This is a genomic window from Mycobacterium yunnanensis (assembly GCF_025823185.1).
GTDB lineage: Bacteria > Actinomycetota > Actinomycetes > Mycobacteriales > Mycobacteriaceae > Mycobacterium > Mycobacterium yunnanensis.
Genome location: NZ_JACKVK010000008.1, coordinates 908,721 through 930,366 on the forward strand (window position 1 = coordinate 908,721; position 21,646 = coordinate 930,366).

Genomic DNA, 21,646 nt, shown 5'->3' on the forward strand with positions numbered 1-21,646 from the left:
CGGCGCCGGCACGGGCGTATTCGCTCAGACCTCAGGTCTCGTTGAGTTGCCGTTCGGCGGCGATGCGATGGGCCTGATCTTGGGCGCGGGTGGTTCTGCGGCGGGGCATGGTGAGCCCGGCGGTGTGCGGTGTGGGTCGTCCGGTCGTCGTGACCGTGGCGGTGGGTGCGGACAGTTCGGGGAACAGCAGTCGGCTGCCCGGCGTGGTGACGAACTCTTGGCCGTCGGGTGCGGTCCAGATGACGGTGCCGTCGTCCAGTTGCCTGTCTCGCCAACCATTCTCACCACCCCAGAACGTCTTGAGTAGGTGGTGTCGACGGCAACGGTGCCGTCGTCCAGTTGCCTGTCTCGCCAACCATTCTCACCACCCCAGAACGTCTTGAGTAGGTGGTGTCGACGGCAGACGCATTTGAGGTTGGAGGCCGCGGTCGGTCCGTGTGGCCACGGAATCGTGTGATCGACGTCGGTCTGGCTGGCGGGCACACGGCAGCCCGGGAAGCGGCACGTCATGTCGCGGCAGCGGATGAAGTCGGCCAGCTTCTTCGACGGTCGGTACCGATTCTCTGGTGGGGCTTGCCCGGGGTGCACGATGCGGGTGATGGTCGCCCCGACGGCGGCGCGGCAGGCGACGGCACCGGGCAGGAATTGGCCGCCCATCATCGCCGCGGGGCGCAGTGAGGCCAGCCGGGCGGGAGCTGGGGTCATCGCCTCGGTGAGGGTGAGGTCGCGAAGGGGCTTGTCGAACAGCGGCGGCTCGTCCCCGTCGATGGCGTCACGCTCGGCGTGGGAAGCAGGCGCAGCTGCGCGTGATTCACGTCGCGGCGCGGTTTGAGCGGACACGGGCAAGGAATCGACTCCGTCGCCTGCAGTCTGGTCAGATACCTCGGGCTCACCATCATCCTTCGGTACGTCGTCCCGTGGCGGCGCCGGTGTCTCTGGCCTCGACGCAGGCGGCTCGGGCTCCGGCGTCGCGGTCGGCTCAGCCAGCGTCTCGTCGCTGGCGATCACGTAGACCACCACGCCGGTGGCGGGCGGGTTCTGCGCCGCTTGGCAGTCGTCCTTGCCGCACAGGCAGGCCATCCGGTCGGTCCCGATGGCCCCGATGGCGTCGGCACGCAACTGGTCGGCGGTCCTCGGATCGGCTGGGCAGACGGTGGCGGCCAGGTTCTTCAGTCGTGTCTGGAATGCTTTGGCGTCGTGGGCGAACAGGGTGGCCAAGATGGTGGCCAGGCCGCTGCCGTCCTCCTCGATCCTGACGTCGACGGAGCGACCCCGTGCCTTGGTCTCGTCCCGTCGGAGGGCCTGCGGGTCGACCTGGTGGACGAAGAAGTCGATGGCCTTCTCGGTCTTGTCGACCGACCGCGGCTCCCAGTCCCCGAACGCCTGCGCCAGCAGGCCGTCCAACGCCCGCAGTGCGTCGGGGTCAATCACGAGGGCGCCGCGGTGCACGACGGTCTTCACCAACGCGTAGGTGATGAGGCCCTCGGCGAACACCGCGGCCACTTTCGGGAACCGGTCGTGCAGTGCGACCGCGATCAACAGTTGGTGGGTGGCGGTGCCGGGGGTGATGTTTTGTGCGGCGCCGATGTGGGCGGCGACGGCGTCGAGGTTGTCGAGGCACCATTGGTCGCGGTCGGCGGACCCGGAGGCGGCATGTGCCTCGTCGAGCATGGCGGCCATCGTCGCCACCCGGTGGGCGCAGGCCGCGTTCTCCACCCGTGCCCACGTCGACAGCGCCCCGGCACCGCGGGTGCCGGTCGTGGCGTCCACCAGGTCGTCGAACATGAACCCAGTTTACGGCGCGGGTACGACGAAAAGCGTTCTGCTACAGGCGTTCTGTGGATGAACGCCGGACTGTGGACAACCCCGGCCAAGCGCCCGCAAATGCCGGTACCGAGTGCTATTGCTACGGCTTGAGCAGCGCGACGACCTTGTTCTCCAGTTCCACCGGATCGTCGGCGAACGGGTCGAGGACGCCGGCCTTGGGTAGCGCGACCTGCGGGTCGGCGAAGTCGCGGTAGGCCTTGTCGCCGGCCAGTTCGTGCAACAGGTAACCCGTCAGCAGGGCACGCACGATCTTCTGGGTGCCCTTGTCGGCGCCCGGCAGCTTGAACGCCCGGGCCACGCGACGGCCCTCGACCAAACCACCCGCGGTCACCTTGTCGACCTGGCGCAGCGTCGCGGGTCGCCATGCCCTGGCCAGTTCGACGGCGTTGGATCGCAGCGACATCGGATCACCCGGGTCGGAGAGGATCAGGCCGGGTACCCGCAGCGACGACGCGGGCTGCTGGGTCGCAGGCTTGGTGACGGTGGGAAACACCGCCGCGGCGCACTTGACCCGGCCCGACATCCCGGCCGCGGCGAATACGGCCGCCGAGCCGCCGAAACCGTGGCCGGCGACCCCCAGCTTGGTGGGATGCACGCTGATCTGACCCGGTCCCAGGCGTACGCCGGAGATGATGTCCAGCGTCGTCCCGAGGTCGTACGCCAGGTTGAGCACCGACGGCGCGAAGCCCGTCTCGGTGCTGGGTGCGGCGGCGACGATGCCCCAGGACGCCAGGTGTTCCAGGGTTCCTGCGTACCGGTCTGCGGCGACCAGCCAGTCGTGCCCGAACGCCACACCGGGGAGGTTCATCCCCTTCTCGGGGGCGTAGACCAGCCCTGGCAGACCGGCAAACGCGAGGTCGCCGCGCAACACGCGGTGCGGTCCCCGGCGGGTCAACGCAGCGAAGAGCTTCTTCGTCTTGGCCACCCGATGACCGTAGCTCACACCAGGTCGGCAGGACGTCTTGCACTACCCTGAACAGTCATGTGCGGAATCGTCGGCTACGTCGGACAGCGTCCTGCCCGAGACATCGTCGTCGACGCGCTGCGTCGGATGGAGTATCGGGGCTACGACTCCTCGGGTGTAGCCCTGCTCGACGGGCACGGCGGCATGGAGGTGCGCCGGCGGGCCGGTCGGCTGGCCAACCTGGAGTCGGCGCTGGCCGAAGCCGATTCCGACGGGCTGACCGGCAGCACCGGAATGGGCCACACCCGCTGGGCCACCCACGGCAGGCCGACCGACCGCAACGCCCACCCACATCGTGACGCCGCAGGCAAGATCGCCGTGGTCCACAACGGCATCATCGAGAACTTCGCGTCGCTGCGTAGCGAGCTGGAGGCCCGGGGCGTCGAGTTCGCCAGCGACACCGACTCCGAGGTCGCCGTCCACCTGGTGTCCTGGCAGTACCACCACGGCCCGACCGCGGGCGACTTCACCGGCTCGGTGATGGCCGTCCTGCCGCGGCTGGAGGGGCACTTCACTCTGGTGTTCGCCAACGCCGACGATCCGGGCACCATCGTGGCGGCTCGGCGCTCCACCCCGCTGGTGGTCGGTGTCGGCGACGGGGAGATGTTCCTCGGCTCCGACGTCGCCGCGTTCATCGAGCACACCCGCGAGGCCGTCGAACTGGGCCAGGACCAGGCCGTGGTGATCACCGCCGACGGCTACGAGATCTACGACTTCCACGGCCACCGCGACGACGCCGCGGCTCGCCCGTTTCACATCGACTGGGATCTCTCGGCCGCCGAGAAGGGCGGCTACGAGTACTTCATGCTCAAGGAGATCGCCGAGCAGCCCGCCGCGGTCGCCGACACCCTTCTGGGGCACTTCGCCGACGGTCGTATCGTGCTCGACGAGCAGCGCCTCTCGGATCAGGAACTGCGTGAGATCGACAAGGTGTTCATCGTCGCGTGCGGCACCGCGTACCACTCGGGGCTGCTGGCCAAGTACGCCATCGAGCACTGGACGCGGCTGCCTGTCGAGGTGGAGCTCGCCAGCGAGTTCCGGTACCGCGACCCGGTGCTGGACCGCAGCACGCTGGTGATCGCGATCTCGCAGTCCGGCGAGACCGCCGACACGCTGGAAGCGGTGCGCCACGCCAAGGAGCAGAAGGCCAAGGTGCTGGCCATCTGCAACACCAACGGCTCCCAGATCCCACGCGAATGCGACGCCGTGCTCTACACCCGGGCCGGACCGGAGATCGGCGTGGCGTCGACCAAGACGTTCCTGGCGCAGGTTGCCGCCAACTACCTCGTCGGGCTGGCGTTGGCTCAGGCCCGCGGCACCAAGTACCCCGACGAGGTGGCCAGGGAGTTCGCCGAACTCGAAGCCATGCCCGACCTGATCGGCCGGGTGCTGACGTGCATGGAGCCGGTGACGGCGCTGGCGCACCGCTTCGCGCAGTCGCAGACCGTGCTGTTCCTCGGTCGCCACGTCGGCTACCCCGTCGCGCTCGAAGGTGCGCTCAAGCTCAAGGAGCTGGCGTACATGCACGCCGAGGGCTTCGCGGCCGGTGAGCTCAAGCACGGACCGATCGCGCTGATCGAGGACGATCTGCCGGTCATCGTCGTGATGCCCTCGCCGAAGAACGCCGCGATGCTCCACAGCAAGCTGCTGAGCAACATTCGCGAGATTCAGGCACGCGGCGCGGTCACCGTGGTGATCGCCGAGGAAGGCGACGACACCGTGCGGCCCTACGCCGATCACCTCATCGAGATGCCTGCGGTCTCCACGCTGTTTCAGCCGCTGCTGTCGACGATCCCGCTGCAGGTGTTCGCCGCCGGGGTGGCCCAGGCGCGCGGTTACGACGTCGACAAACCGCGCAATCTGGCCAAGTCCGTCACCGTCGAATAGGGGATTGCCGGTGTCCAGTGACGTGCGTAGCGCCGTCGTGACCGGAGCCTCCGGGGGCATCGGACGGGCGATCGCCCGCGTCTTGGTCGACGAGGGCTTCGCCGTGACGATGGTCGGCCGAAGTGCGGACAAGCTCCGCGCGGTGGCCGACTCCCTCGTCGAACCCGGTGGGCCCGAGGTGCATTGGCTGTCGGGATCGTTGTCCGAGGAGGGCTTCCTCGACGAGATCGTCGAGCGTCACTCGGCGCGTTTTGGATCGCTCGACCTGCTCGTCAACAACGCAGGCATCGCGGAGAGTCGGCCGGTGGGCGAGCAGACCGCCGACTTCGTCGACGAGCACCTGACGACGAACATCCGCGCGGTCATCCTGCTGACCGACAAGTGCCTGCCGATGTTGCGCAGCGCCGCGAGCCGCCGTGGCAGCGCGCAGGTGGTCAACACCGCCTCCAACGCGGGCAAGCGCGGAGAAGCCGGTCTCGCTACGTATTCCGCGACCAAGGCCGCGGTGGTGGGCTACACCGAGGCCCTGCACGACGAGTTGGCCGGCGAGGGCATCAAGGCGACGGCCATCTGCCCGGGCCTCGTCGACACCCCGATGGCCGACCCGTATCGAGCCGGTGGCGCCGTCGAGATGATCAGTCCCGACGACGTCGCCGAGGCCATCCGGTTCACCACCAGGGTGTCCAAAGCGTGCGTCATCCCCGAGATCATCCTGTTGCGGCCGACGGAATGGGTTGCCGCCTCGGAGATCCGCTAGCGCAGGTGGGTGGCCAGGAACGGCCGCATCAGCGTCACGACGGCGTCGAGCTGGCTCTCCAACAGGAAGTGCCCGCCGTCGAGCAGGTTGACTTCGGCCGAGGGTAGGTCGCCGGTGAAGGCCAGTGCGCCAGCCGGTCCGAAGATCTCGTCGTTGCGGCCCCATACGGCCAGGACCGGCACCCGCGAGGTGCGGAAGTACTCGTGCACCCGTGGGTAGAGCTCGACGTTGGTGATGTAGTCGGCGAACAACTCGAGCTGGATCGCGATCGCGTCCTCGGTGTCGGCGACCGCGGCGTGTGCGGTGGTCCACGAGTCGGGGTCGACCACGGTTGGATCCGAAACACCGTGCGTGTACTGCCATTTCAGGCCCTCGGGGCTGATGAGTCCGCGCAGCACGTCGGCGTTGGCCTGCGAGCGGTCGCGGCCGTAGGCGAACAGCGGTTCCATGGCGTCGCCGACGAACCCTTCGACGTAGGCGTTCCCGTTCTGGGTGACGACGGCGGCGACGCGCTCAGGGTGGCGCAACGCCAGCCGCCATCCGACGGGTGCGCCGTAGTCCTGCACGTAGAGCGCGTAGCGGGTCAGGCCCACGTGGTCGAGCAGCGCGTCGACGTGGTCGGCGAGCGCGTCGAAGGTGTAGTCGAACTCGTCGACGGTGGGCCGGTCGGACTGCCCGAAGCCCGGGTAGTCGGGTGCGATGACGTGATAGTGGTCGGCCAGGGCCGGGATGAGGTTGCGGTACATGTGCGAACTGGCCGGCGTGCCGTGCAACAGCACGATGGCCGGTGCTTCGGGTGAGCCAGCCTCGCGATAGAAGATTTGGCGCCCGGCGATTTCGGCGTAACGGTGGTGCGTGCGGTAAGCCGAACTGCTCATGTCTAACCCCTTCGATTGTCTTTACCGGTTATGGGAGAGTGAACGCGCCTCGACCTAACCTGTCAAGTCGTCTATGATGGTTAGATGGAGATGGACTGGTCAGAGGCGTTGCTCGAGTTGTTGAACACCACGCCCGTCGTCGAGGGCGTCCCCACCGACACGCTCGACGGCGCCTGGCTGCGTGCCCACGGGGCTGCCGCGCGGCGTGTGCAGGACGTGCGGGCTCTTCGCGACGACCTGCAGCAAGTGGTGCGCGGCGAGGCCGCCGGCACGGTCCTCGGCTCTCGATTGCGCGGCGTCACCCAGTCGCCCGAGATCGTCGACGACGTCGTGACGTGGCGCCTCGACGCCAGCTGGGAAGCGCGAATGGTCCTCGCCTGGGGCAACTTGCAGTCCACCATGCCCGGCCGGCTGCGGCCCTGCGCCAACGGCGAATGCCATCTGTTCCTGCTCGACCGCAGCCGTGGCGGCACCGGCCGGTGGTGCTCGATGACCAGTTGTGGCAACCGGATGAAGGCGCGGCGCCATTACGGGCGGGCCGCGGGCAAGGCGACGTAGCCCACCGACGTAGCCCTCTGGCGGGCCGCCTGGGCGCGTAGGGTCCCGTCAAGTAAGGGTCACCTAACTTGATGGAGGCGACGGCATGGACACTCTCGACTTGGCCCCGGTGGCCGGTGTGTTGACCCGCTTGTTCGACGAGGCTGCAACCGCCGACGGGGCGCTGATGGCGCAGGTCGCCGACGGATGGGGTGACGGTGATCCCGTGGCCGAGATATTGGCCAGGGAGGCCGTCGACTACCGCGGGCTCTACCACGGATTCGCCGCCAATTACCTGAACGTCTCGGCTGAATTCGGGCAGTTCCTCTACGTCTGCGCGCGGGCCAGGCAGGCCAGGAACGTCGTGGAGTTCGGCACGTCCTTCGGCATTTCGACCATCTACCTCGCCGCAGCGCTGCGCGACAACGGCGGCGGTCGCCTCGTCGGCACCGAGTTGGAGCCCACCAAGGCCCGGCGGGCCATGGAGAATCTGGCCGCCGCGGGACTGGCCGACCTCGTCGATGTCCGCGTCGGAGACGCCCTGGAGACGCTGCGCGACGACATCGAGGAGGTGGACCTGGTGTTGCTCGACGGGGCGTTCAGCCTCTACCTGCCGGTGCTCCACGGACTCGAACATCGACTGCGCCCCGGTGCGCTCGTGGTCGGCGAGAACGCCTCGGGTGACTACCTGCGATACGTCCGCGACCCACGCAACGGCTACCGCTCGGTCGCGCTGCCGTTCGATGCGGGCCGCGGCAACGAACTCTCCGTGCGGACGGCCTGAATCGATGGCCACACTCGCCAACGCGATTCCGTTCTACGCCGCGGTGCGCGATGCGCTCGTCCTGGCCGCCAGGGTCGACGCCGTCGACCATCTCACCCCGACCATGCGTCGCATTCGACTGCGAGGGCCCCGGCTGGAAGGGCTGACCTGGACGCCCGGTCAACACGTCAGGGTGCAGGTGGCCGGCTTTCGCGAGTCGCTGATTCGACTGCGCGTGCGGGACACGCTGCGCACCTACTCGATCTACCAGGCCGACCCCGACGAGGGCACTCTCGACATTGTGATGTTCGATCACGCCCATCCCTCGACGCCGGCAAAGCGTTGGGCAGCAGGGGTTTCCGTCGGTGACGAGGTGACCTTCGGCCGCCCCGAGGGCAAGTTCGTGGTCCGCCCGGACGCGTCCCACCACGTCTTCGCGGGCGACGAGACGGCGTCGGTCGCGTTCGCCGCGATGCTGCGCGCGCTGCCCGCCGGGGCCGAGGTGCACGGTGTCATCGAGGGCGAGTCGGGTGCCACCCCGCTACCCCTGTCCCGTCACCTGACTCACGTCGAACGCGCCGGAACGGCCGCCGACTCCGCGGTACTGGCCGACGCCGTGCGCGGGCTTCGTCTGCCCCGCCATCCCGGAGTGGCGTACCTCGCCGGTGAGGCTCGGACCGTCCAGCGCCTTCGCAGCATTCTGGTCGAGGAACGGGGCTGGGATCGGCGCCACGTCGTCACCAAGCCCTTCTGGACGCCCGGTCGTGTCGGCATGGATTGAGACGGCATCCGCGCCGCCGACGCGTTCCACGGTTGCCGTCCAGGATGACGACGTAACGTGGGCCGGGTGCGGCACTACTACTCCGCGGATGTCATCCGCGCGGCCGAGGCGCCGCTGCTGGCCAGCTTGCCCGACGGCGTCCTCATGCGCCGCGCCGCCCACGGTCTCGCGGGTGCGGTCGCCCGTGAACTGCACGCCCGTACCGGCGGCGTCGCGGGCCGCCACGTCTGTGCCGTCGTGGGGTCCGGTGACAACGGCGGCGACGCCCTCTGGGCCGCCACGTTCCTGCGGCGCCGTGGCGTCTCGGCCTCGGCGATCGTGCTCAACCCTCAGCGCGTACACGGTGAGGGCTTGGCTGCCTTCCGTCGCGCCGGCGGCCGAGTCGTCGAAACCGTCCCGCCGTCAACCGATCTGGTGCTCGACGGCGTCGTCGGCATCTCCGCGACCGGCCCCCTGCGCCCGGACGCCGCGGCGGTGTTCGCCGCCGTCGAGGCCGCGGGCATCCCCGTCGTGGCCGTCGACCTGCCCAGCGGGGTCGACGTCGCCACCGGCGCCGCCGACGGACCCCACGTACGGGCCGCCCTGACCGTCACCTTCGGCGGTCGCAAACCCGTGCATGCCCTTGGTGACTGCGGCCGTGTCGAACTGGTCGACATCGGTCTGGACCTGCCCGACTCCGACCTGGTCAGTCTGGAGGCCGCCGACGTCGCCGGACGCTGGCCGACACCCGGGCCGCACGACGACAAGTACACCCAGGGCGTCACCGGCGTGCTGGCCGGCTCGGCTACCTACCCTGGCGCGGCGATCCTGTGCACCGGTGCCGCCGTCGCCGCCACCTCCGGCATGGTGCGTTACGCGGGAACCGCTGACGCCGAGGTGGTTTCGCATTGGCCGGAGGTCATCGCGACGTCCTCGGCGCAGGACGCCGGCCGTGTGCAGGCGTGGGTGGTCGGCCCAGGGATCGGCACCGACGACGCCGGGGAGGGTGCCCTGCGGTTCGCACTGGGCACCGACCTTCCGGTGGTGGTCGACGCCGACGCACTGACGGTGCTGGCCGCCCATCCCGACCTCCTGCACGGACGCACCGCGCCCACGGTGCTCACGCCGCACGCCGGTGAGTTCGCCCGGTTGGCCGGCCACCCGCCCGGGGACGACCGGGTGGGCGCGACGCGCGCGTTGGCCGACCAGTACGGCGCGACGGTGCTGCTGAAGGGGAACGTCACCGTCGTCGCGGAAGCTTGCGCCGACAGGGTCTACCTGAACCCCGCCGGTCAGTCCTGGGCGGCGACCGCGGGCTCGGGTGACGTGCTGTCCGGCGTGATCGGATCCCTTCTGGCCGCCGGGCTGCCCAGCTGTGAGGCCGCCGCGATGGCCGCCTTCGTCCACGCGCGTGCCGCGGGCTTGTCGGCCGAGAGCCCCGGACCGCGACCGGCGCCCACCTCGGCGTCCGGAATCCTCGGCCACATTCGTTCGTCCGTCGCCAATCTCTAGAAGGGTCACCAGATGTCACCCAGGCTCAGCCCGTCGGCCTCGATCGCACCGGCCTACACCGGCCGATTGTCCACGTCTCCCGTACCGACGTTGCGGATGCCCGAGGACTCGATGGACCCACAGGCCGCCTACCGCTTCATCCACGACGAGCTCATGCTCGACGGCAGCTCGCGCCTGAATCTTGCGACGTTCGTCACGACGTGGATGGACCCCGAGGCCGAGAAGCTGATGGCCGAGACGTTCGACAAGAACATGATCGACAAGGACGAGTATCCGGCGACCGCGGCCATCGAACAGCGCTGCGTGTGCATGGTCGCCGACCTCTTCCACGCCGAGAACCTTCGCGACGACGACCCCAACAGCGCCGTCGGCGTCTCCACGGTCGGCTCGAGCGAAGCGGTGATGCTGGCCGGTCTGGCGATGAGCTGGCGATGGCGCAGCAAGGTCGGCGACGGCAAGGACGGCTGGCGGAGCAGACGGCCAAACCTGGTGATGGGCTCCAACGTTCAGGTGGTGTGGGAGAAGTTCTGCCGGTACTTCGACGTCGAGCCCGTCTACCTGCCGATGGAGGAGGGTCGCTACGTCATCACCCCGGAGCAGGTCTTGGACGCGGTGAACGAGGACACCATCGGCGTGGTCGCCATCCTCGGTACCACCTACACCGGTGAACTCGAACCGGTCGCCGAGATCTGTGCCTGCCTGGACGATTTGGCCGCGAAGGGGGGAGTGGACGTTCCCGTGCACGTCGACGCCGCCAGCGGTGGGTTCGTGGTCCCGTTCCTGCACCCCGACGTCGTGTGGGACTTCCGCTTGCCCCGCGTGGTGTCGATCAACGTCAGCGGCCACAAGTACGGCCTGACCTATCCCGGCATCGGTTTCGTGGTGTGGCGCAACGCCGAACACCTGCCCGAGGAGTTGGTCTTCCGTGTCAACTACCTCGGCGGCGACATGCCGACGTTCACCCTGAACTTCTCCAAGGGTGGCAACCAGGTCATCGGCCAGTACTACAACTTCCTGCGGCTCGGCCGGGCCGGATACGGCCAGGTGATGAGTTGCCTGTCGCAGACCGCGCGGTGGCTCGGGGATCAACTGCGGATGAGCGAGCACTTCGAGCTGATCTCCGACGGCTCGGCGATCCCGGTGGTGGCCTTCAAGCTCAAGGGCACCCGCGGCTACACGGAGTTCGACGTCTCGCACGCGTTGCGCGCCTACGGCTGGCAGGTGCCCGCCTACACGATGCCGGACGACGCCACCGACGTCACGGTGCTGCGGATCGTGGTCCGCGAGGGCTTCTCGACCGATCTGGCCAGGGCGCTGAAGGACGACACCTTGACGGTCCTCAAGACCCTCGACGAGCTCAAGCCCGACGGCCACTTCGACGGGGTGCAACCCTTCGCCCACTAGGGCGGGAGGCCGGTGTCCGGCGGCATCCGCGGCCGTTCTGAGACAATCGCAGACGACATGACCGTGCATCCGACCGACTCAGCGACCACGACCGCCATGCCGACGGCGGTGGTCGACCTCGGCGCGGTCCGGCACAACGTGCGCCTCCTGCGCGAGCTGGCCGGCTCGGCCGAGGTGATGGCCGTGGTCAAGGCCGACGGATACGGTCACGGTGCAGCTCAGGTGGGTCGGGCCGCCGTGGAGGCCGGCGCCGCCGAACTGGGCGTCGCGACCGTCGGCGAAGCGCTGGAGTTGCGCCGCGACGGCGTCACCGCCCCGGTGTTGTGCTGGCTGCACCCGCCGGGAACGGACTTCGTTCCTGCGCTGACCAACGACGTGCAGATCGGGATCTCCTCCATTCGGCAGCTCGACGAGGTGCTCGAGGCCACCCGTCGCACGGGCCGTCCGGCCACCGTCACCGTCAAGGTGGACACCGGGCTGAGCCGCAACGGCGCCAGCGCCGCCGAGTTCCCCGACCTGCTGGCCGCGCTGCGCAACGCGGTCTCCGACGAGGCCATCAGGTTGCGCGGCCTGATGTCGCACCTGGCGTGTGGCGACGACCCGACCAGCCCGGTCAACGACCGCCAGGCGCAGCGCTTCACCGAGATGCGTCGACGAGCCCTCGAGGCCGGCGTGACGTTCGAGGTCCATCACCTGGCGAATTCGCCGGCCGCCATGACGCGCACGGACCTGGCCTTCGATCTGGTTCGGCCCGGCATCGCGGTGTACGGCCAGACGCCGATACCGGCCATGGGGGACATGGGGTTGCGTCCCGCCATGACGTTGAGGTGCCCCGTGGCCGCCGTGCGCCGGCTCCGGGCCGGGGACGGAGTCTCCTACGGCCACACCTGGATCGCCGAGCGCGACACCACCGTCGCCCTCATTCCGTTGGGATATGCCGACGGGGTGTTCCGCGGGTTGAGCGGCCGGATGTCGGTTCTGGTCAACGGGCGCCTGCGGCCGAACGTCGGCCGCATCTGCATGGACCAGTTCGTCGTCGACCTGGGGCCGGGTCCGGTCGACGTCGGCGTGGGTGACGACGCCGTCCTCTTCGGTCCCGGCGAACGTGGCGAACCCACCACGCAGGACTGGGCGACGACGCTGGGCACCATCAATTACGAGGTCGTCACCAGCCCGCGCGGGCGGGTGTCACGGACCTATGTCGACTCGTCTGGTGGAAGCCGTTGAGCCGCAAGCGCAGAGGACAGTGGCTGGCCGGCCTCGCGGGTCTGTCCGCCGTCGGTGGGCTCGCAGGCACCACCGTCGTGCGTTCCCTCACCCGGCGGGTCGCCGACGTGGATCCACACCGGGACGAGGACTTCGATTTGCTCGACGCCGACCGCGGCTGCGTGGTGACGACGTCGGACGGCGTGCCGCTCGCGGTTCGCGAAGTAGGACCGAAGGACGCGTCGCTGACGGTGGTGTTCGCCCACGGATTCTGTCTGCGCATGGGGGCCTTCTACTTTCAGCGGGCGCGGCTCACCGAACAGTGGGGCTCGCAGGTCCGGATGGTGTTCTACGACCAGCGGGGTCACGGTCAGTCGGGTGAGGCGTCCCCGCACACCTACACCGTCCCCCAGTTGGGTCACGACCTGGAAGCCGTGCTGTCGGTGATGGCTCCCCGCGGCCCGGTGGTCCTCGTCGGGCACTCGATGGGCGGCATGACGGTGCTGTCCCACGCCCGGCAGTATCCGCAGCACTATCCGAGCCGCATCGTCGGCGTCGCCCTCATTTCCTCTGCCGCCGAAGGTGTTTCGCGATCACCGCTGGGCGAGGTCTTGAAGAACCCGGTGTTGGAGGCCGCCCGATTCGCCGTGCGCTACGCACCCAAGACCGTCCACCGCACTCGCGGCGCGGCGAGTTCGGTGATCGGGCCGGTGCTACGGGCCGCGTCCTACGGCGACGACAAGATCAGTCAGAGCGTCGTGGCGTTCTCCGAGCGGATGATGCACGACACCCCGATCGCCACGTTGGTCGGATTCCTGCATGCCCTCGAGGTGCACGACGAGACTGCCGCGCTGCCGGTGCTGGCGAAGGTGCCGTCGCTGATCGTCTGCGGCGACCACGATCTGCTGACCCCGCACGAGTACTCCGAGGCCATGGCGGCGGAACTGCCGAAGTCCGAACTCGTCATCGTCGGCGGCGCAGGCCATCTCGTCGAGCTGGAGCAGCCCGAGATCGTCGACGACGCACTGGTGCGACTGGTCCAGCGGGCGACGCCGTCGAAACTGGTCGCGATGACGCGCCGCCTGCGGGAACGGGTGCGCACTCATGGCTGAGCTTCTCGCGGGCACCGCGGAGTTGCCCACCGCCGAGGACACCCTGGCGTTTGGTGCCCGGCTGGGCGCCGACCTCGTCGCCGGTGACGTCGTCGTCCTGTCCGGACCGTTGGGTGCCGGAAAGACCGTGGTGGCCAAGGGAATCGCCCGAGCCATGGACGTCGAGGGTGCCGTCACCTCGCCGACCTTCGTGCTGGCGCGGGTGCATCCGGCCCGGCGGGGCGGAGCGCCCGCCATGGTCCACGTCGACGTCTACCGCCTGCTCGACCACGCCGGGGCTGATCTGCTCGCCGAACTCGACTCGCTCGACCTGGACACCGATCTCGACGACGCCGTCGTGGTGGTCGAATGGGGGGAGGGGCTCGCCGAGCGGTTGTCGGAGCGTCATCTCGACATCCGGCTCGAGCGCGGTGGCCAGACCGACGTCCGCATCGCGACCTGGACGTGGCACCGAGACGCCGAGGATCCGCGCCCGTGACCATCGTCCTGGCCGTCGACACCGCCACGCCCGCCGTCACCGCGGGTGTCGTCCGTCGCACCCCGTCCGGAGTCGACGTCCTCGGGGAGCGGGTGACCGTCGACCCTCGCGCCCACGCCGAGCAGCTCACCCCAAACGTGTTGGGCGCCCTGGCCGATGCCGGTCTTCGAATGGCCGACCTCGGCGCGGTGGTCGTCGGGTGCGGCCCCGGGCCGTTCACCGGGCTGCGTGTGGGCATGGCGACCGGCGCGGCCTACGGGCATGCCCTCGGCGTGCCGGTGTTCGGCGTGTGCAGCCTCGACGCCATCGGCGTGGACACCACCGGCGACGTGCTGGTGGTCACCGATGCCCGCCGTCGCGAGGTGTACTGGGCGCGTTACCGCGACGGCGTCCGCGTCGACGGTCCGGCGGTGAACGCCCCGGCCGACGTGCCGGCCGACGCGTCCGCGGTCGCAGGCTCCCCGCAGCACGCGGCGCTGTTCGAGCTGCCCCGGCTGGAGGTCACGCAGCCGACGGCGTCGGGTCTGGTGCGGGCCGCCGACTGGGCCAGGGAGCCCGAACCCCTTCTGCCGCTGTACCTTCGGCGTCCGGACGCCACGCCACCGCGGGCGCGACCATGACCGTGGAGTACGGTCCGCTGACCGTCGGTGACGCCGACCGCTGCGCCGAATTGGAGGCCCAGCTGTTTCCCGGCGACGACCCCTGGCCCGCCGTGGCGTTCATCCGGGAGCTGGACTCCGCGCACAACCACTACGTGGCGGCGCGCGAGGACGGCGAACTGGTCGGCTACGCGGGCGTGAGCCGGCTGGGCCGCAGACCCCCGTTCGAATACGAGGTGCACACCATTGGCGTCGACCCCCGGTGTCAGGGTCGCGGCATCGGTCGCGTGCTGCTCGAGCGACTGCTGGACATCGCCGACGGGGGCATCGTCTTCCTCGAGGTGAGGACCGACAACGCTGCGGCGATCGCCCTGTACGAGAGCGTCGGCTTCAGCGTGATGGGTGTTCGGAAGCGGTACTACCGGGTCAGCGGCGCCGACGCGTACACGATGCGCCGCGACGCCCAGAAGGCGACCGGGGGAGGAGTTCGATGATCATCCTTGCCATCGAGAGTTCCTGTGACGAAACGGGAGTCGGCATCTGCCGACTCGACGACGACGGCACGGTGACGCTGCTGGCCGACGAGGTGGCCTCCAGCGTCGACGAACACGCCCGCTTCGGCGGCGTCGTCCCCGAGATCGCCTCCCGTGCGCACCTCGAGGCGCTCGGCCCCACCATGCGCCGCGCGCTGTCCGCGGCCTCGGTGTCTCGCCCCGACGTCGTCGCCGCCACCATTGGCCCCGGCCTGGCCGGTGCGCTCCTGGTGGGCGTGGCGGCGGCCAAGGCGTACGCCGCTGCCTGGGAGGTGCCGTTCTACGGGGTGAACCACCTCGGCGGCCACCTCGCCGCCGACGTCTACGACCACGGTCCGCTGCCCGAGAGTGTCGGCCTGCTGGTCTCCGGTGGGCACACCAACCTGCTGCACGTGCGGTCGCTGGGGCAGCCAATCGACGAGATCGGCAGCACCGTCGACGACGCCGCAGGCGAGGCCTACGACAAGATCGCCCGGCTACTCGGCCTCGGCTACCCGGGGGGAAGGGTGCTCGACGAGTTGGCCCGCACCGGGGATCGTGATGCGATCGTCTTCCCCCGCGGGATGACCGGTCCGCGGGACGATCCCTACGCGTTCAGCTTCTCGGGGCTCAAGACTGCGGTGGCACGCTACGTCGAGTCCCATCCCGGGGCCGCGACGGCCGACGTCGCGGCCGGTTTTCAGGAGGCCGTCGCCGACGTGCTGACCAAGAAGGCCGTTCGGGCCGCCGACGCGCTCGGCGTGTCGACGCTGCTGATCGCCGGCGGCGTGGCGGCCAACTCGCGGCTGCGCGAGCTCGCCGAAGAGCGTTGTGCCGCAGCTGGTCTGACGCTGCGCGTGCCAAGGCCGCGGTTGTGCACCGACAACGGCGCGATGATCGCCTCGTTCGCCGCGCATCTCATCGCCGCGGGAGCCTCGCCGTCGTCGCTGACCGCGGCAACCGATCCGGGGCTGCCGGTCGTGCGAGGACAGGTCGCCTAGAGCCGGATGTGGCGGACCGCCACTAGAGCCGGATGTGGCGGACCGCCACGCCCAGTCGGCGAATTTGGAAGCGCACGGGCGACAGGCGCCCCCGGGTCAGCTCCAGCTGGGCGTCGGCGGCGATGGTCTCGACCACCTCGTCGACGCTGCGGTCGTCGGTGGGCACGTGCGTCGCGTAGCGAGCATCGGACAGGGCCGCCACGCAGCGGTCGATCTGCCGCATGGCCCACGTTTCGTCCCGGCCGACCAGGCGCCCGCCGACGTAGGCCAGCCGGGCCCGTAGGCGTCGCCGCAGCGTCTCCGGCGACGCGAGCAGCGCATAGTGCCGCACGTCGACTCCGTCGGCGCGCAACCCCCCGATGATCTCGTCGAAGTAGTCGTCGCGCACCAACGTCATCGGCACGATCACCGGGCCTCCGGAGGCGGCGTCCGCGTCCCGCAGCGTCGCCGCGCCGGCGGTCCGCCACTGCGGCAGATCCTGGAAGTCGCCGCGCGCGGCCGCGGGCAGCATCTTCTGCAGCGCGAACCCCAGCAGTTCTGGATCGGAGACCCGCGAGCCGTCCAATCGGCGGTGCAATTCGTGGGCGGTGTGCGTCTTGCCCGCACCGAACGCGCCGTTGATCCACACCAGCATGGCGCCGAGGCTACCGACGTCTCCGGCCCCCCTGAGGGCCGCGATGATCTAGATTCGAATCACCGTGCACCCACCCTTGAGGTACTAGCACTCGCGTGTATAGAGTGCTAAGTGGCAGACGGCCAAACCCCGCTCCGGCTCCCGCGACGACGGTGTCGAGGTCCAGGACGCATGCCGAACAACACGACAACTGCAGGAAATCCGTGAAGGTCCGGGAATCGTCCCGGATCGCACCCCTATCAATGTGGAGGGCTCCATCGTGGCCGTGAACATCAAGCCACTCGAGGACAAGATCCTCGTTCAGGCCAATGAGGCCGAGACTACGACCGCCTCTGGTCTGGTCATCCCCGACACCGCCAAGGAAAAGCCGCAGGAAGGCACCGTCGTCGCAGTTGGCCCCGGCCGCTGGGACGAGGATGGCGAGAAGCGCATCCCCCTGGACGTCTCCGAGGGCGACACCGTCATCTACAGCAAGTACGGCGGCACCGAGATCAAGTACAACAACGAGGAGTACCTCATTCTGTCGGCGCGTGACGTGCTGGCAGTCGTCTCCAAGTAAGCATCACCCATTCCGCCCCGGAGATCCCCGTCAACGCGGGTGATGTCCGGGGCGGCATGCGTTGCGTCTCATCTACGTAGACAGAAAGAACCATCATGAGCAAGCAGATTGAGTTCAACGAGACTGCGCGCCGGGCCATGGAGGCCGGCGTCGACAAGCTCGCCGACGCGGTCCGCGTGACGTTGGGACCGCGCGGCAGGCACGTGGTGCTGGCCAAGGCCTTCGGTGGCCCGGTCGTCACCAACGACGGCGTCACCATCGCCCGCGAGATCGACCTCGAGGATCCGTTCGAGAACCTTGGGGCGCAGCTGGTCAAGTCCGTCGCCACCAAGACCAACGACGTAGCCGGTGACGGCACCACCACCGCCACCGTGCTCGCCCAGGCGCTCGTCAAGGCCGGCCTGCGCAACGTGGCCGCCGGCTCCAACCCGATCGAGTTGGGCCTCGGCATCGCCAAGGCCGCCGACGCGGTGTCCGAGGCGCTCCTGTCGGCCGCCACGCCCGTCAGCGATCAGAACGGCATCGCGCAGGTCGCCACCGTGTCCTCGCGCGACGAGGTCATCGGCGCACTGGTCGGCGAGGCCATGACCAAGGTGGGCCACGACGGCGTCGTCACCGTCGAGGAATCCTCCACGCTGAACACCGAACTCGAGGTCACCGAGGGCGTCGGCTTCGACAAGGGCTTCACCTCCGCCTACTTCGTCACCGACTTCGACACCCAGGAAGCCGTCCTCGAAGACGCGCTGGTGCTGCTGAACCGCGAGAAGATCAGCTCGCTGCCGGACCTGCTGCCCCTGCTGGAGAAGGTCGCCGAGGCTGGCAAGCCTCTGCTGATCATCGCCGAGGACGTCGAAGGCGAGGCCCTGTCGACCCTGGTCGTCAACGCCATCCGCAAGACGCTCAAGGCCGTGGCGGTCAAGGCGCCGTTCTTCGGTGACCGTCGCAAGGCATTCCTGGACGACCTCGCCGTCGTCACGGGTGGCCAGGTCGTCAACCCCGACGTCGGACTGCTCCTGCGCGAGGCAGGCCTCGACGTGCTGGGCACCGCCCGGCGGGTCGTCGTCAGCAAGGACAGCACCGTCATCGTCGACGGCGGCGGCACTCAGGACGCGATCGAGGCCCGCAAGTCTCAGCTGCGGTCCGAGATCGAGGCCACCGACTCCGACTGGGATCGCGAGAAGCTCGAGGAGCGGCTGGCGAAGCTGTCGGGCGGCGTCGCGGTCATCAAGGTCGGCGCGGCCACCGAGACCGACCTGAAGAAGCGCAAGGAAGCCGTCGAGGACGCGGTGTCCGCGGCCAAGGCGGCCGTCGAGGAGGGCATCGTCACCGGCGGTGGCAGCGCCCTGGTTCAGGCCGGGTCCGTTCTCCCGGCGCTGCGCGAATCGCTCTCGGGTGATCAGGCACTCGGCGTCGGCGTGTTCGCCTCCGCGCTGTCCTCGCCGCTGTTCTGGATCGCCACCAACGCCGGGCTGGACGGCTCGGTCGTGGTCAACAAGGTCTCCGAACTTCCGGCCGGGCAGGGCTTCAACGCCGCCACGCTGACCTACGGCGACCTGCTGGCCGACGGTGTCGTCGACCCCGTCAAGGTGACCCGCTCCGCCGTGCTCAACGCGGCGTCTGTGGCGCGGATGATCCTGACCACCGAGACCGCGATCGTCGACAAGCCGGCTCCGGTCGAGGACGACGGACACGGCCACGGGCATCACGGCCACTCGCACTAGTTCGACCTGTACGACAAGCGCCCCCGGCCTCGTGGCCGGGGGCGCTTTCGTCGTTGTGCCGAGTGCACGTGTGGTGAACTCGAACGTCGAGACGGCACGTCAACATGCGTGCACTGAGCGGATGAAGGGTCAGGCGGCTGCCGCGGCGGGCAGCTGAGGTGCCTCCGTGCTGACGTGGAAGTACACCTGCTGGCACGGCGCGCACGTCACGTCGTAGCGCAGGCCACCGCCCTCGACGGCATCGAGGGTGAAATTGAGGGGGGCCGCGCAGCTAGGGCAGTGCGTGGTGCCGACTTCGATCGTGGACGTCATCGTCGATGCCTTTCCGGTGAGCTCAAGCGTTGAGCAGTGGATGCCCCTCAAAGTAGGAAGCCAACCTAATAGATGGCTTAGAAAACGCGTTTCGTGACCATGATGTGCCCATTCTCACGAGCGGCTAATCGCCAAATTCGTGGTGCCATGAGTAAAATCGCTTTTGCTCCTGACTAACGCCTTTACGAATGGTCGGAGTAGTCGTCAACAGGAGATCAGTGCAGTGAACATGCCCCGTACCCACGCGGGCCAGCAGTGGCGGGCGCGTCAGCGCGACCTGCTGAGCCGCATCGTTCGCGAGACCGACCCCCCGACCGGCAGCCTGCCCCGGATCACCGAGAGCAGCCGCAAGCTCGACGCCGCCTACAGTGCGCGCGTCGGCGAGGTGCTCGACCTCGCCGGGTCGATCGGCGCGATCTTGATGGCATCCGGAATGCCGGCCACCGCCACGATGGAGAACGTCACCGCGATCACCGTCGCCTACGGTCTGGAACGCTGCGAAGTCGACGTCATCAACACCACGATCCACGTCTCCGCCTACCGCGGCCCCACGGCGGCGCCGGCCAGCACGCTGCACATCGTGCAGTCGCGGTCGATGGACTTCAGCCGGCTGGCCGCCGTCGACCGTCTCATCACGCGCATCCGGGCGGGGGAGTTGTCACCGAGCACCGCTCGCGACGAACTCGACGCCATCACCACCGCGCCGCACCCCTACAAGCGGTGGATCGCCACCCTGGCCTGGGGTGCGCTGGCCTTCGCCACCGCGGGAACACTCGGCGCCAGCCTGCTGGCCTGCCTCGTCAGCGCGCTGAGCGCCATGACGATCGACCGGGTGAACCGCCAGCTGAACAAGCACGGCCTGCCGTTCTTCTTCCAGTACGCAGTAGGTGGCGCCATCGCGACCGCGCCCCCGTTGGTGCTCTACTGGCTCAGCCCGAAGCTGGGCCTGGACTTCGAGCCGACGGTCGCCATTGCCGCAGGCCTTGTCGTGCTGCTTGCCGGGCTGTCCTTGGTCGGCTCGGTCGGCGACGTCATCACCGGGGCGCCCGTGACCGCCGCGGCCCGATTCTTCGAATTGGTCATGATGACCGCGGCCACCATCTCCGGGGTGGCCTTGGTGTTGCACCTGGCTGGCCAGTTCGGCGCGCCGTTCGTCGCAATCAGCGGGTACGCCCCGCCCGCCTTGGCCGAGGTGCCGGCACGCGTGGCCTTCGGTGCCGCGAGCGCGGCGGCCTACGCACTGGCCTGCTACGCCGAACGCACCTCCGCGGTAGCCGCGGCGTTCGGCGGAGCCGCGGGCACGGTGGTGTTCCTGCTGGCGCAGGGTGCCGGCCTGGGTGCGGTGGTGGCCTCCTTCGCCGCCGCGGTGCCGATCGGCTTGGTCGGCAGGCTCATGGAACGTCGCAACCTGGCGCCGCCGCTGGTCGTCTCCATTGCGGGCATCGTCCCGCTGCTGCCGGGCTTGGCCCTGCTGCACGGCATCTACGCCATCCTCAACGACCAGCACGCCGTCGGATTCGCCTCGGTGTTGGGCGCGATGGCCATCGGCACCGCACTCGCGGCGGGCGTCACGCTGGGCGAGTGGAGTTCGTTCAAGGTGCGCAAGCGTCGGCTGCAGGAACGCAAGCTGAGCCAACAGCGCACTGTGGGATCAGACGAGCCCACCCCATTCGTCGACCCCGCGCACGCCGTCGACCGCGCCCTCAAACGGCAGTCCTAGCTAGGCGCTGCGGCGAATGCCCCGCTTGAGCAGAAGCTCACGTTCGGACTCGCTAAGGCCACCCCAAATGCCGTAGGGCTCACCCACCGCAAGGGCGTGTGACCGGCACTGAGTCACCACCGGGCAGCTCCGGCACATTTCCTTGGCACGCATTTCACGCTGGGCGCGAGCCCGTCCACGCTCCCCGTCGGGATGGAAGAACATCGAAGAGTCGACGCCCCGGCAAAGTCCTGACATCTGCCAATCCCAGATGTCGGCGTTGGGCCCGGGCAACTGCTGCGGCTGTGGCATGAGGAAAACCCCTCTCTACGCGCATCTTTCGCGAACGATCGAAAGCGTGAGTCGTATAACCGATCCGAGCACGTGTCGCCGATGACTACTCGTGCACACAAACTAGAAGGGCTCGTGAACATGGGTCAATAGCCCGCGCATGTGCTCAACCACATAACGGCAGGCCGAGAATTTACATCACGTTCATCCATGCGACGCGGGCGAAACGAGAC

21 protein-coding genes and 1 pseudogene are annotated in these 21,646 nt (G+C 69.0%); 16 read left to right on the forward strand and 6 right to left on the reverse strand.

The annotated features are described in order from the left end of the window. Nucleotides 1-24 precede the first annotated feature (24 nt). On the reverse strand, nt 25-1,785 hold the full coding sequence (locus H7K45_RS14380; protein WP_308206408.1) for an HNH endonuclease signature motif containing protein: 1,761 nt from the start codon (nt 1,783-1,785) through the stop codon (nt 25-27). A gap of 121 nt (nt 1,786-1,906) precedes the next feature. Further along, a complete protein-coding gene (locus H7K45_RS14385) occupies nt 1,907-2,752 on the reverse strand; it encodes a dienelactone hydrolase family protein (RefSeq protein ID WP_263996469.1) in 846 nt (281 codons plus the stop codon). 57 nt (nt 2,753-2,809) lie between these two features. Between H7K45_RS14385 and glmS the strand changes: the two genes are divergently transcribed. Both glmS and H7K45_RS14395 read left to right on the forward strand, forming a co-directional pair. Then, nucleotides 2,810-4,678, forward strand: a complete 1,869-nt coding sequence (glmS, locus tag H7K45_RS14390) for a glutamine--fructose-6-phosphate transaminase (isomerizing) (protein WP_263996470.1) — start codon at nt 2,810-2,812, stop codon at nt 4,676-4,678. A gap of 10 nt (nt 4,679-4,688) precedes the next feature. After that, complete coding sequence (locus tag H7K45_RS14395; protein WP_263996471.1) at nt 4,689-5,435, forward strand: SDR family NAD(P)-dependent oxidoreductase; 747 nt, start codon at nt 4,689-4,691, stop codon at nt 5,433-5,435. Here H7K45_RS14395 and H7K45_RS14400 read toward each other — a convergent pair. After that, nucleotides 5,432-6,313, reverse strand: a complete 882-nt coding sequence (locus H7K45_RS14400; RefSeq protein ID WP_263996472.1) for an alpha/beta fold hydrolase — start codon at nt 6,311-6,313, stop codon at nt 5,432-5,434. The genes H7K45_RS14395 and H7K45_RS14400 overlap by 4 nt on opposite strands. An 84-nt stretch (nt 6,314-6,397) precedes the next feature. Between H7K45_RS14400 and H7K45_RS14405 the strand changes: the two genes are divergently transcribed. The 11 genes and pseudogenes from H7K45_RS14405 (at nt 6,398) to tsaD (ending at nt 16,197) form a co-directional block, all read left to right on the forward strand. Next, a complete protein-coding gene (locus H7K45_RS14405) occupies nt 6,398-6,871 on the forward strand; it encodes a CGNR zinc finger domain-containing protein (RefSeq protein ID WP_263996473.1) in 474 nt (157 codons plus the stop codon). An 85-nt stretch (nt 6,872-6,956) separates the two neighbouring features. Continuing rightward, nucleotides 6,957-7,634, forward strand: a complete 678-nt coding sequence (locus H7K45_RS14410; protein ID WP_263996474.1) for an O-methyltransferase — start codon at nt 6,957-6,959, stop codon at nt 7,632-7,634. 4 nt (nt 7,635-7,638) lie between these two features. Beyond that, a complete protein-coding gene (locus tag H7K45_RS14415) occupies nt 7,639-8,394 on the forward strand; it encodes a siderophore-interacting protein (protein WP_263996475.1) in 756 nt (251 codons plus the stop codon). Nucleotides 8,395-8,460: 66 nt separating this feature from the next. Then, nucleotides 8,461-9,885 carry an NAD(P)H-hydrate dehydratase gene (locus H7K45_RS14420; protein ID WP_263996476.1) on the forward strand — a complete coding sequence of 475 codons (1,425 nt, stop codon included), beginning with the start codon at nt 8,461-8,463 and terminating at the stop codon, nt 9,883-9,885. Beyond that, a pseudogene (gad, locus tag H7K45_RS14425) lies at nt 9,878-11,289 on the forward strand (glutamate decarboxylase). Before H7K45_RS14420 ends, gad begins: the two are co-directional and overlap by 8 nt. 57 nt (nt 11,290-11,346) lie before the next feature. Further along, nucleotides 11,347-12,516 (forward strand): alanine racemase, encoded by a 1,170-nt coding sequence (alr, locus tag H7K45_RS14430; RefSeq protein ID WP_263996478.1) that lies wholly within the window; start codon nt 11,347-11,349, stop codon nt 12,514-12,516. Beyond that, nucleotides 12,513-13,607, forward strand: coding sequence for an alpha/beta fold hydrolase (locus H7K45_RS14435; protein WP_263996479.1), 1,095 nt, complete (start codon nt 12,513-12,515; stop codon nt 13,605-13,607). Before alr ends, H7K45_RS14435 begins: the two co-directional genes overlap by 4 nt. After that, on the forward strand, nt 13,600-14,085 hold the full coding sequence (gene tsaE / locus H7K45_RS14440) for a tRNA (adenosine(37)-N6)-threonylcarbamoyltransferase complex ATPase subunit type 1 TsaE (RefSeq protein WP_263996480.1): 486 nt from the start codon (nt 13,600-13,602) through the stop codon (nt 14,083-14,085). The genes H7K45_RS14435 and tsaE overlap by 8 nt, the downstream gene beginning before the upstream one ends. After that, nucleotides 14,082-14,705, forward strand: a complete 624-nt coding sequence (gene tsaB, locus H7K45_RS14445) for a tRNA (adenosine(37)-N6)-threonylcarbamoyltransferase complex dimerization subunit type 1 TsaB (RefSeq protein ID WP_263996481.1) — start codon at nt 14,082-14,084, stop codon at nt 14,703-14,705. Before tsaE ends, tsaB begins: the two co-directional genes overlap by 4 nt. After that, a complete protein-coding gene (gene rimI, locus H7K45_RS14450) occupies nt 14,702-15,178 on the forward strand; it encodes a ribosomal protein S18-alanine N-acetyltransferase (protein WP_263996482.1) in 477 nt (158 codons plus the stop codon). Before tsaB ends, rimI begins: the two co-directional genes overlap by 4 nt. Beyond that, nucleotides 15,175-16,197, forward strand: coding sequence for a tRNA (adenosine(37)-N6)-threonylcarbamoyltransferase complex transferase subunit TsaD (tsaD, locus tag H7K45_RS14455; protein ID WP_263996483.1), 1,023 nt, complete (start codon nt 15,175-15,177; stop codon nt 16,195-16,197). Before rimI ends, tsaD begins: the two co-directional genes overlap by 4 nt. A gap of 22 nt (nt 16,198-16,219) precedes the next feature. Here the strand turns inward: tsaD and H7K45_RS14460 are convergent, their stop codons facing one another. Next, nucleotides 16,220-16,831, reverse strand: coding sequence for an AAA family ATPase (locus H7K45_RS14460; protein ID WP_263996484.1), 612 nt, complete (start codon nt 16,829-16,831; stop codon nt 16,220-16,222). Between the two features lie 256 nt (nt 16,832-17,087). On the opposite strand from H7K45_RS14460, the gene groES reads away from it, so the two are divergent. Both groES and groL read left to right on the forward strand, forming a co-directional pair. Then, entirely contained in the window at nt 17,088-17,390 is a 303-nt protein-coding gene (gene groES / locus H7K45_RS14465) for a co-chaperone GroES (RefSeq protein ID WP_149480186.1), read from the forward strand. A gap of 95 nt (nt 17,391-17,485) precedes the next feature. Then, a complete protein-coding gene (gene groL / locus H7K45_RS14470; RefSeq protein WP_263996485.1) occupies nt 17,486-19,111 on the forward strand; it encodes a chaperonin GroEL in 1,626 nt (541 codons plus the stop codon). 129 nt (nt 19,112-19,240) lie between these two features. Here the strand turns inward: groL and H7K45_RS14475 are convergent, their stop codons facing one another. Further along, complete coding sequence (locus H7K45_RS14475) at nt 19,241-19,423, reverse strand: hypothetical protein (RefSeq protein WP_263996488.1); 183 nt, start codon at nt 19,421-19,423, stop codon at nt 19,241-19,243. Between the two features lie 229 nt (nt 19,424-19,652). Here H7K45_RS14475 and H7K45_RS14480 point away from each other — a divergent pair, with 229 nt between their 5' ends. Next, complete coding sequence (locus H7K45_RS14480) at nt 19,653-21,143, forward strand: threonine/serine exporter family protein (RefSeq protein ID WP_263996489.1); 1,491 nt, start codon at nt 19,653-19,655, stop codon at nt 21,141-21,143. Here H7K45_RS14480 and H7K45_RS14485 read toward each other — a convergent pair whose 3' ends face one another. Then, complete coding sequence (locus H7K45_RS14485; protein WP_056556934.1) at nt 21,144-21,434, reverse strand: WhiB family transcriptional regulator; 291 nt, start codon at nt 21,432-21,434, stop codon at nt 21,144-21,146. Nucleotides 21,435-21,646 lie beyond the last annotated feature (212 nt).

Bases quoted from the DNA above. Each gene is read 5' to 3' on its own strand.
- glmS (WP_263996470.1), top strand. From the start codon at position 2,810: ATGTGCGGAATCGTCGGCTACGTCGGACAGCGTCCTGCCCGAGACATC.
- H7K45_RS14380 (WP_308206408.1), bottom strand. From the start codon at position 1,785: ATGTTCGACGACCTGGTGGACGCCACGACCGGCACCCGCGGTGCCGGG.
- H7K45_RS14410 (WP_263996474.1), top strand. From the start codon at position 6,957: ATGGACACTCTCGACTTGGCCCCGGTGGCCGGTGTGTTGACCCGCTTG.
- H7K45_RS14475 (WP_263996488.1), bottom strand. From the start codon at position 19,423: ATGACGTCCACGATCGAAGTCGGCACCACGCACTGCCCTAGCTGCGCG.
- tsaE (WP_263996480.1), top strand. From the start codon at position 13,600: ATGGCTGAGCTTCTCGCGGGCACCGCGGAGTTGCCCACCGCCGAGGAC.
- H7K45_RS14485 (WP_056556934.1), bottom strand. From the start codon at position 21,434: ATGCCACAGCCGCAGCAGTTGCCCGGGCCCAACGCCGACATCTGGGAT.
- alr (WP_263996478.1), top strand. From the start codon at position 11,347: ATGACCGTGCATCCGACCGACTCAGCGACCACGACCGCCATGCCGACG.
- tsaD (WP_263996483.1), top strand. From the start codon at position 15,175: ATGATCATCCTTGCCATCGAGAGTTCCTGTGACGAAACGGGAGTCGGC.
- H7K45_RS14405 (WP_263996473.1), top strand. From the start codon at position 6,398: ATGGAGATGGACTGGTCAGAGGCGTTGCTCGAGTTGTTGAACACCACG.
- H7K45_RS14400 (WP_263996472.1), bottom strand. From the start codon at position 6,313: ATGAGCAGTTCGGCTTACCGCACGCACCACCGTTACGCCGAAATCGCC.
- groL (WP_263996485.1), top strand. From the start codon at position 17,486: ATGAGCAAGCAGATTGAGTTCAACGAGACTGCGCGCCGGGCCATGGAG.
- H7K45_RS14415 (WP_263996475.1), top strand. From the start codon at position 7,639: ATGGCCACACTCGCCAACGCGATTCCGTTCTACGCCGCGGTGCGCGAT.
- rimI (WP_263996482.1), top strand. From the start codon at position 14,702: ATGACCGTGGAGTACGGTCCGCTGACCGTCGGTGACGCCGACCGCTGC.
- H7K45_RS14480 (WP_263996489.1), top strand. From the start codon at position 19,653: ATGCCCCGTACCCACGCGGGCCAGCAGTGGCGGGCGCGTCAGCGCGAC.
- H7K45_RS14460 (WP_263996484.1), bottom strand. From the start codon at position 16,831: ATGCTGGTGTGGATCAACGGCGCGTTCGGTGCGGGCAAGACGCACACC.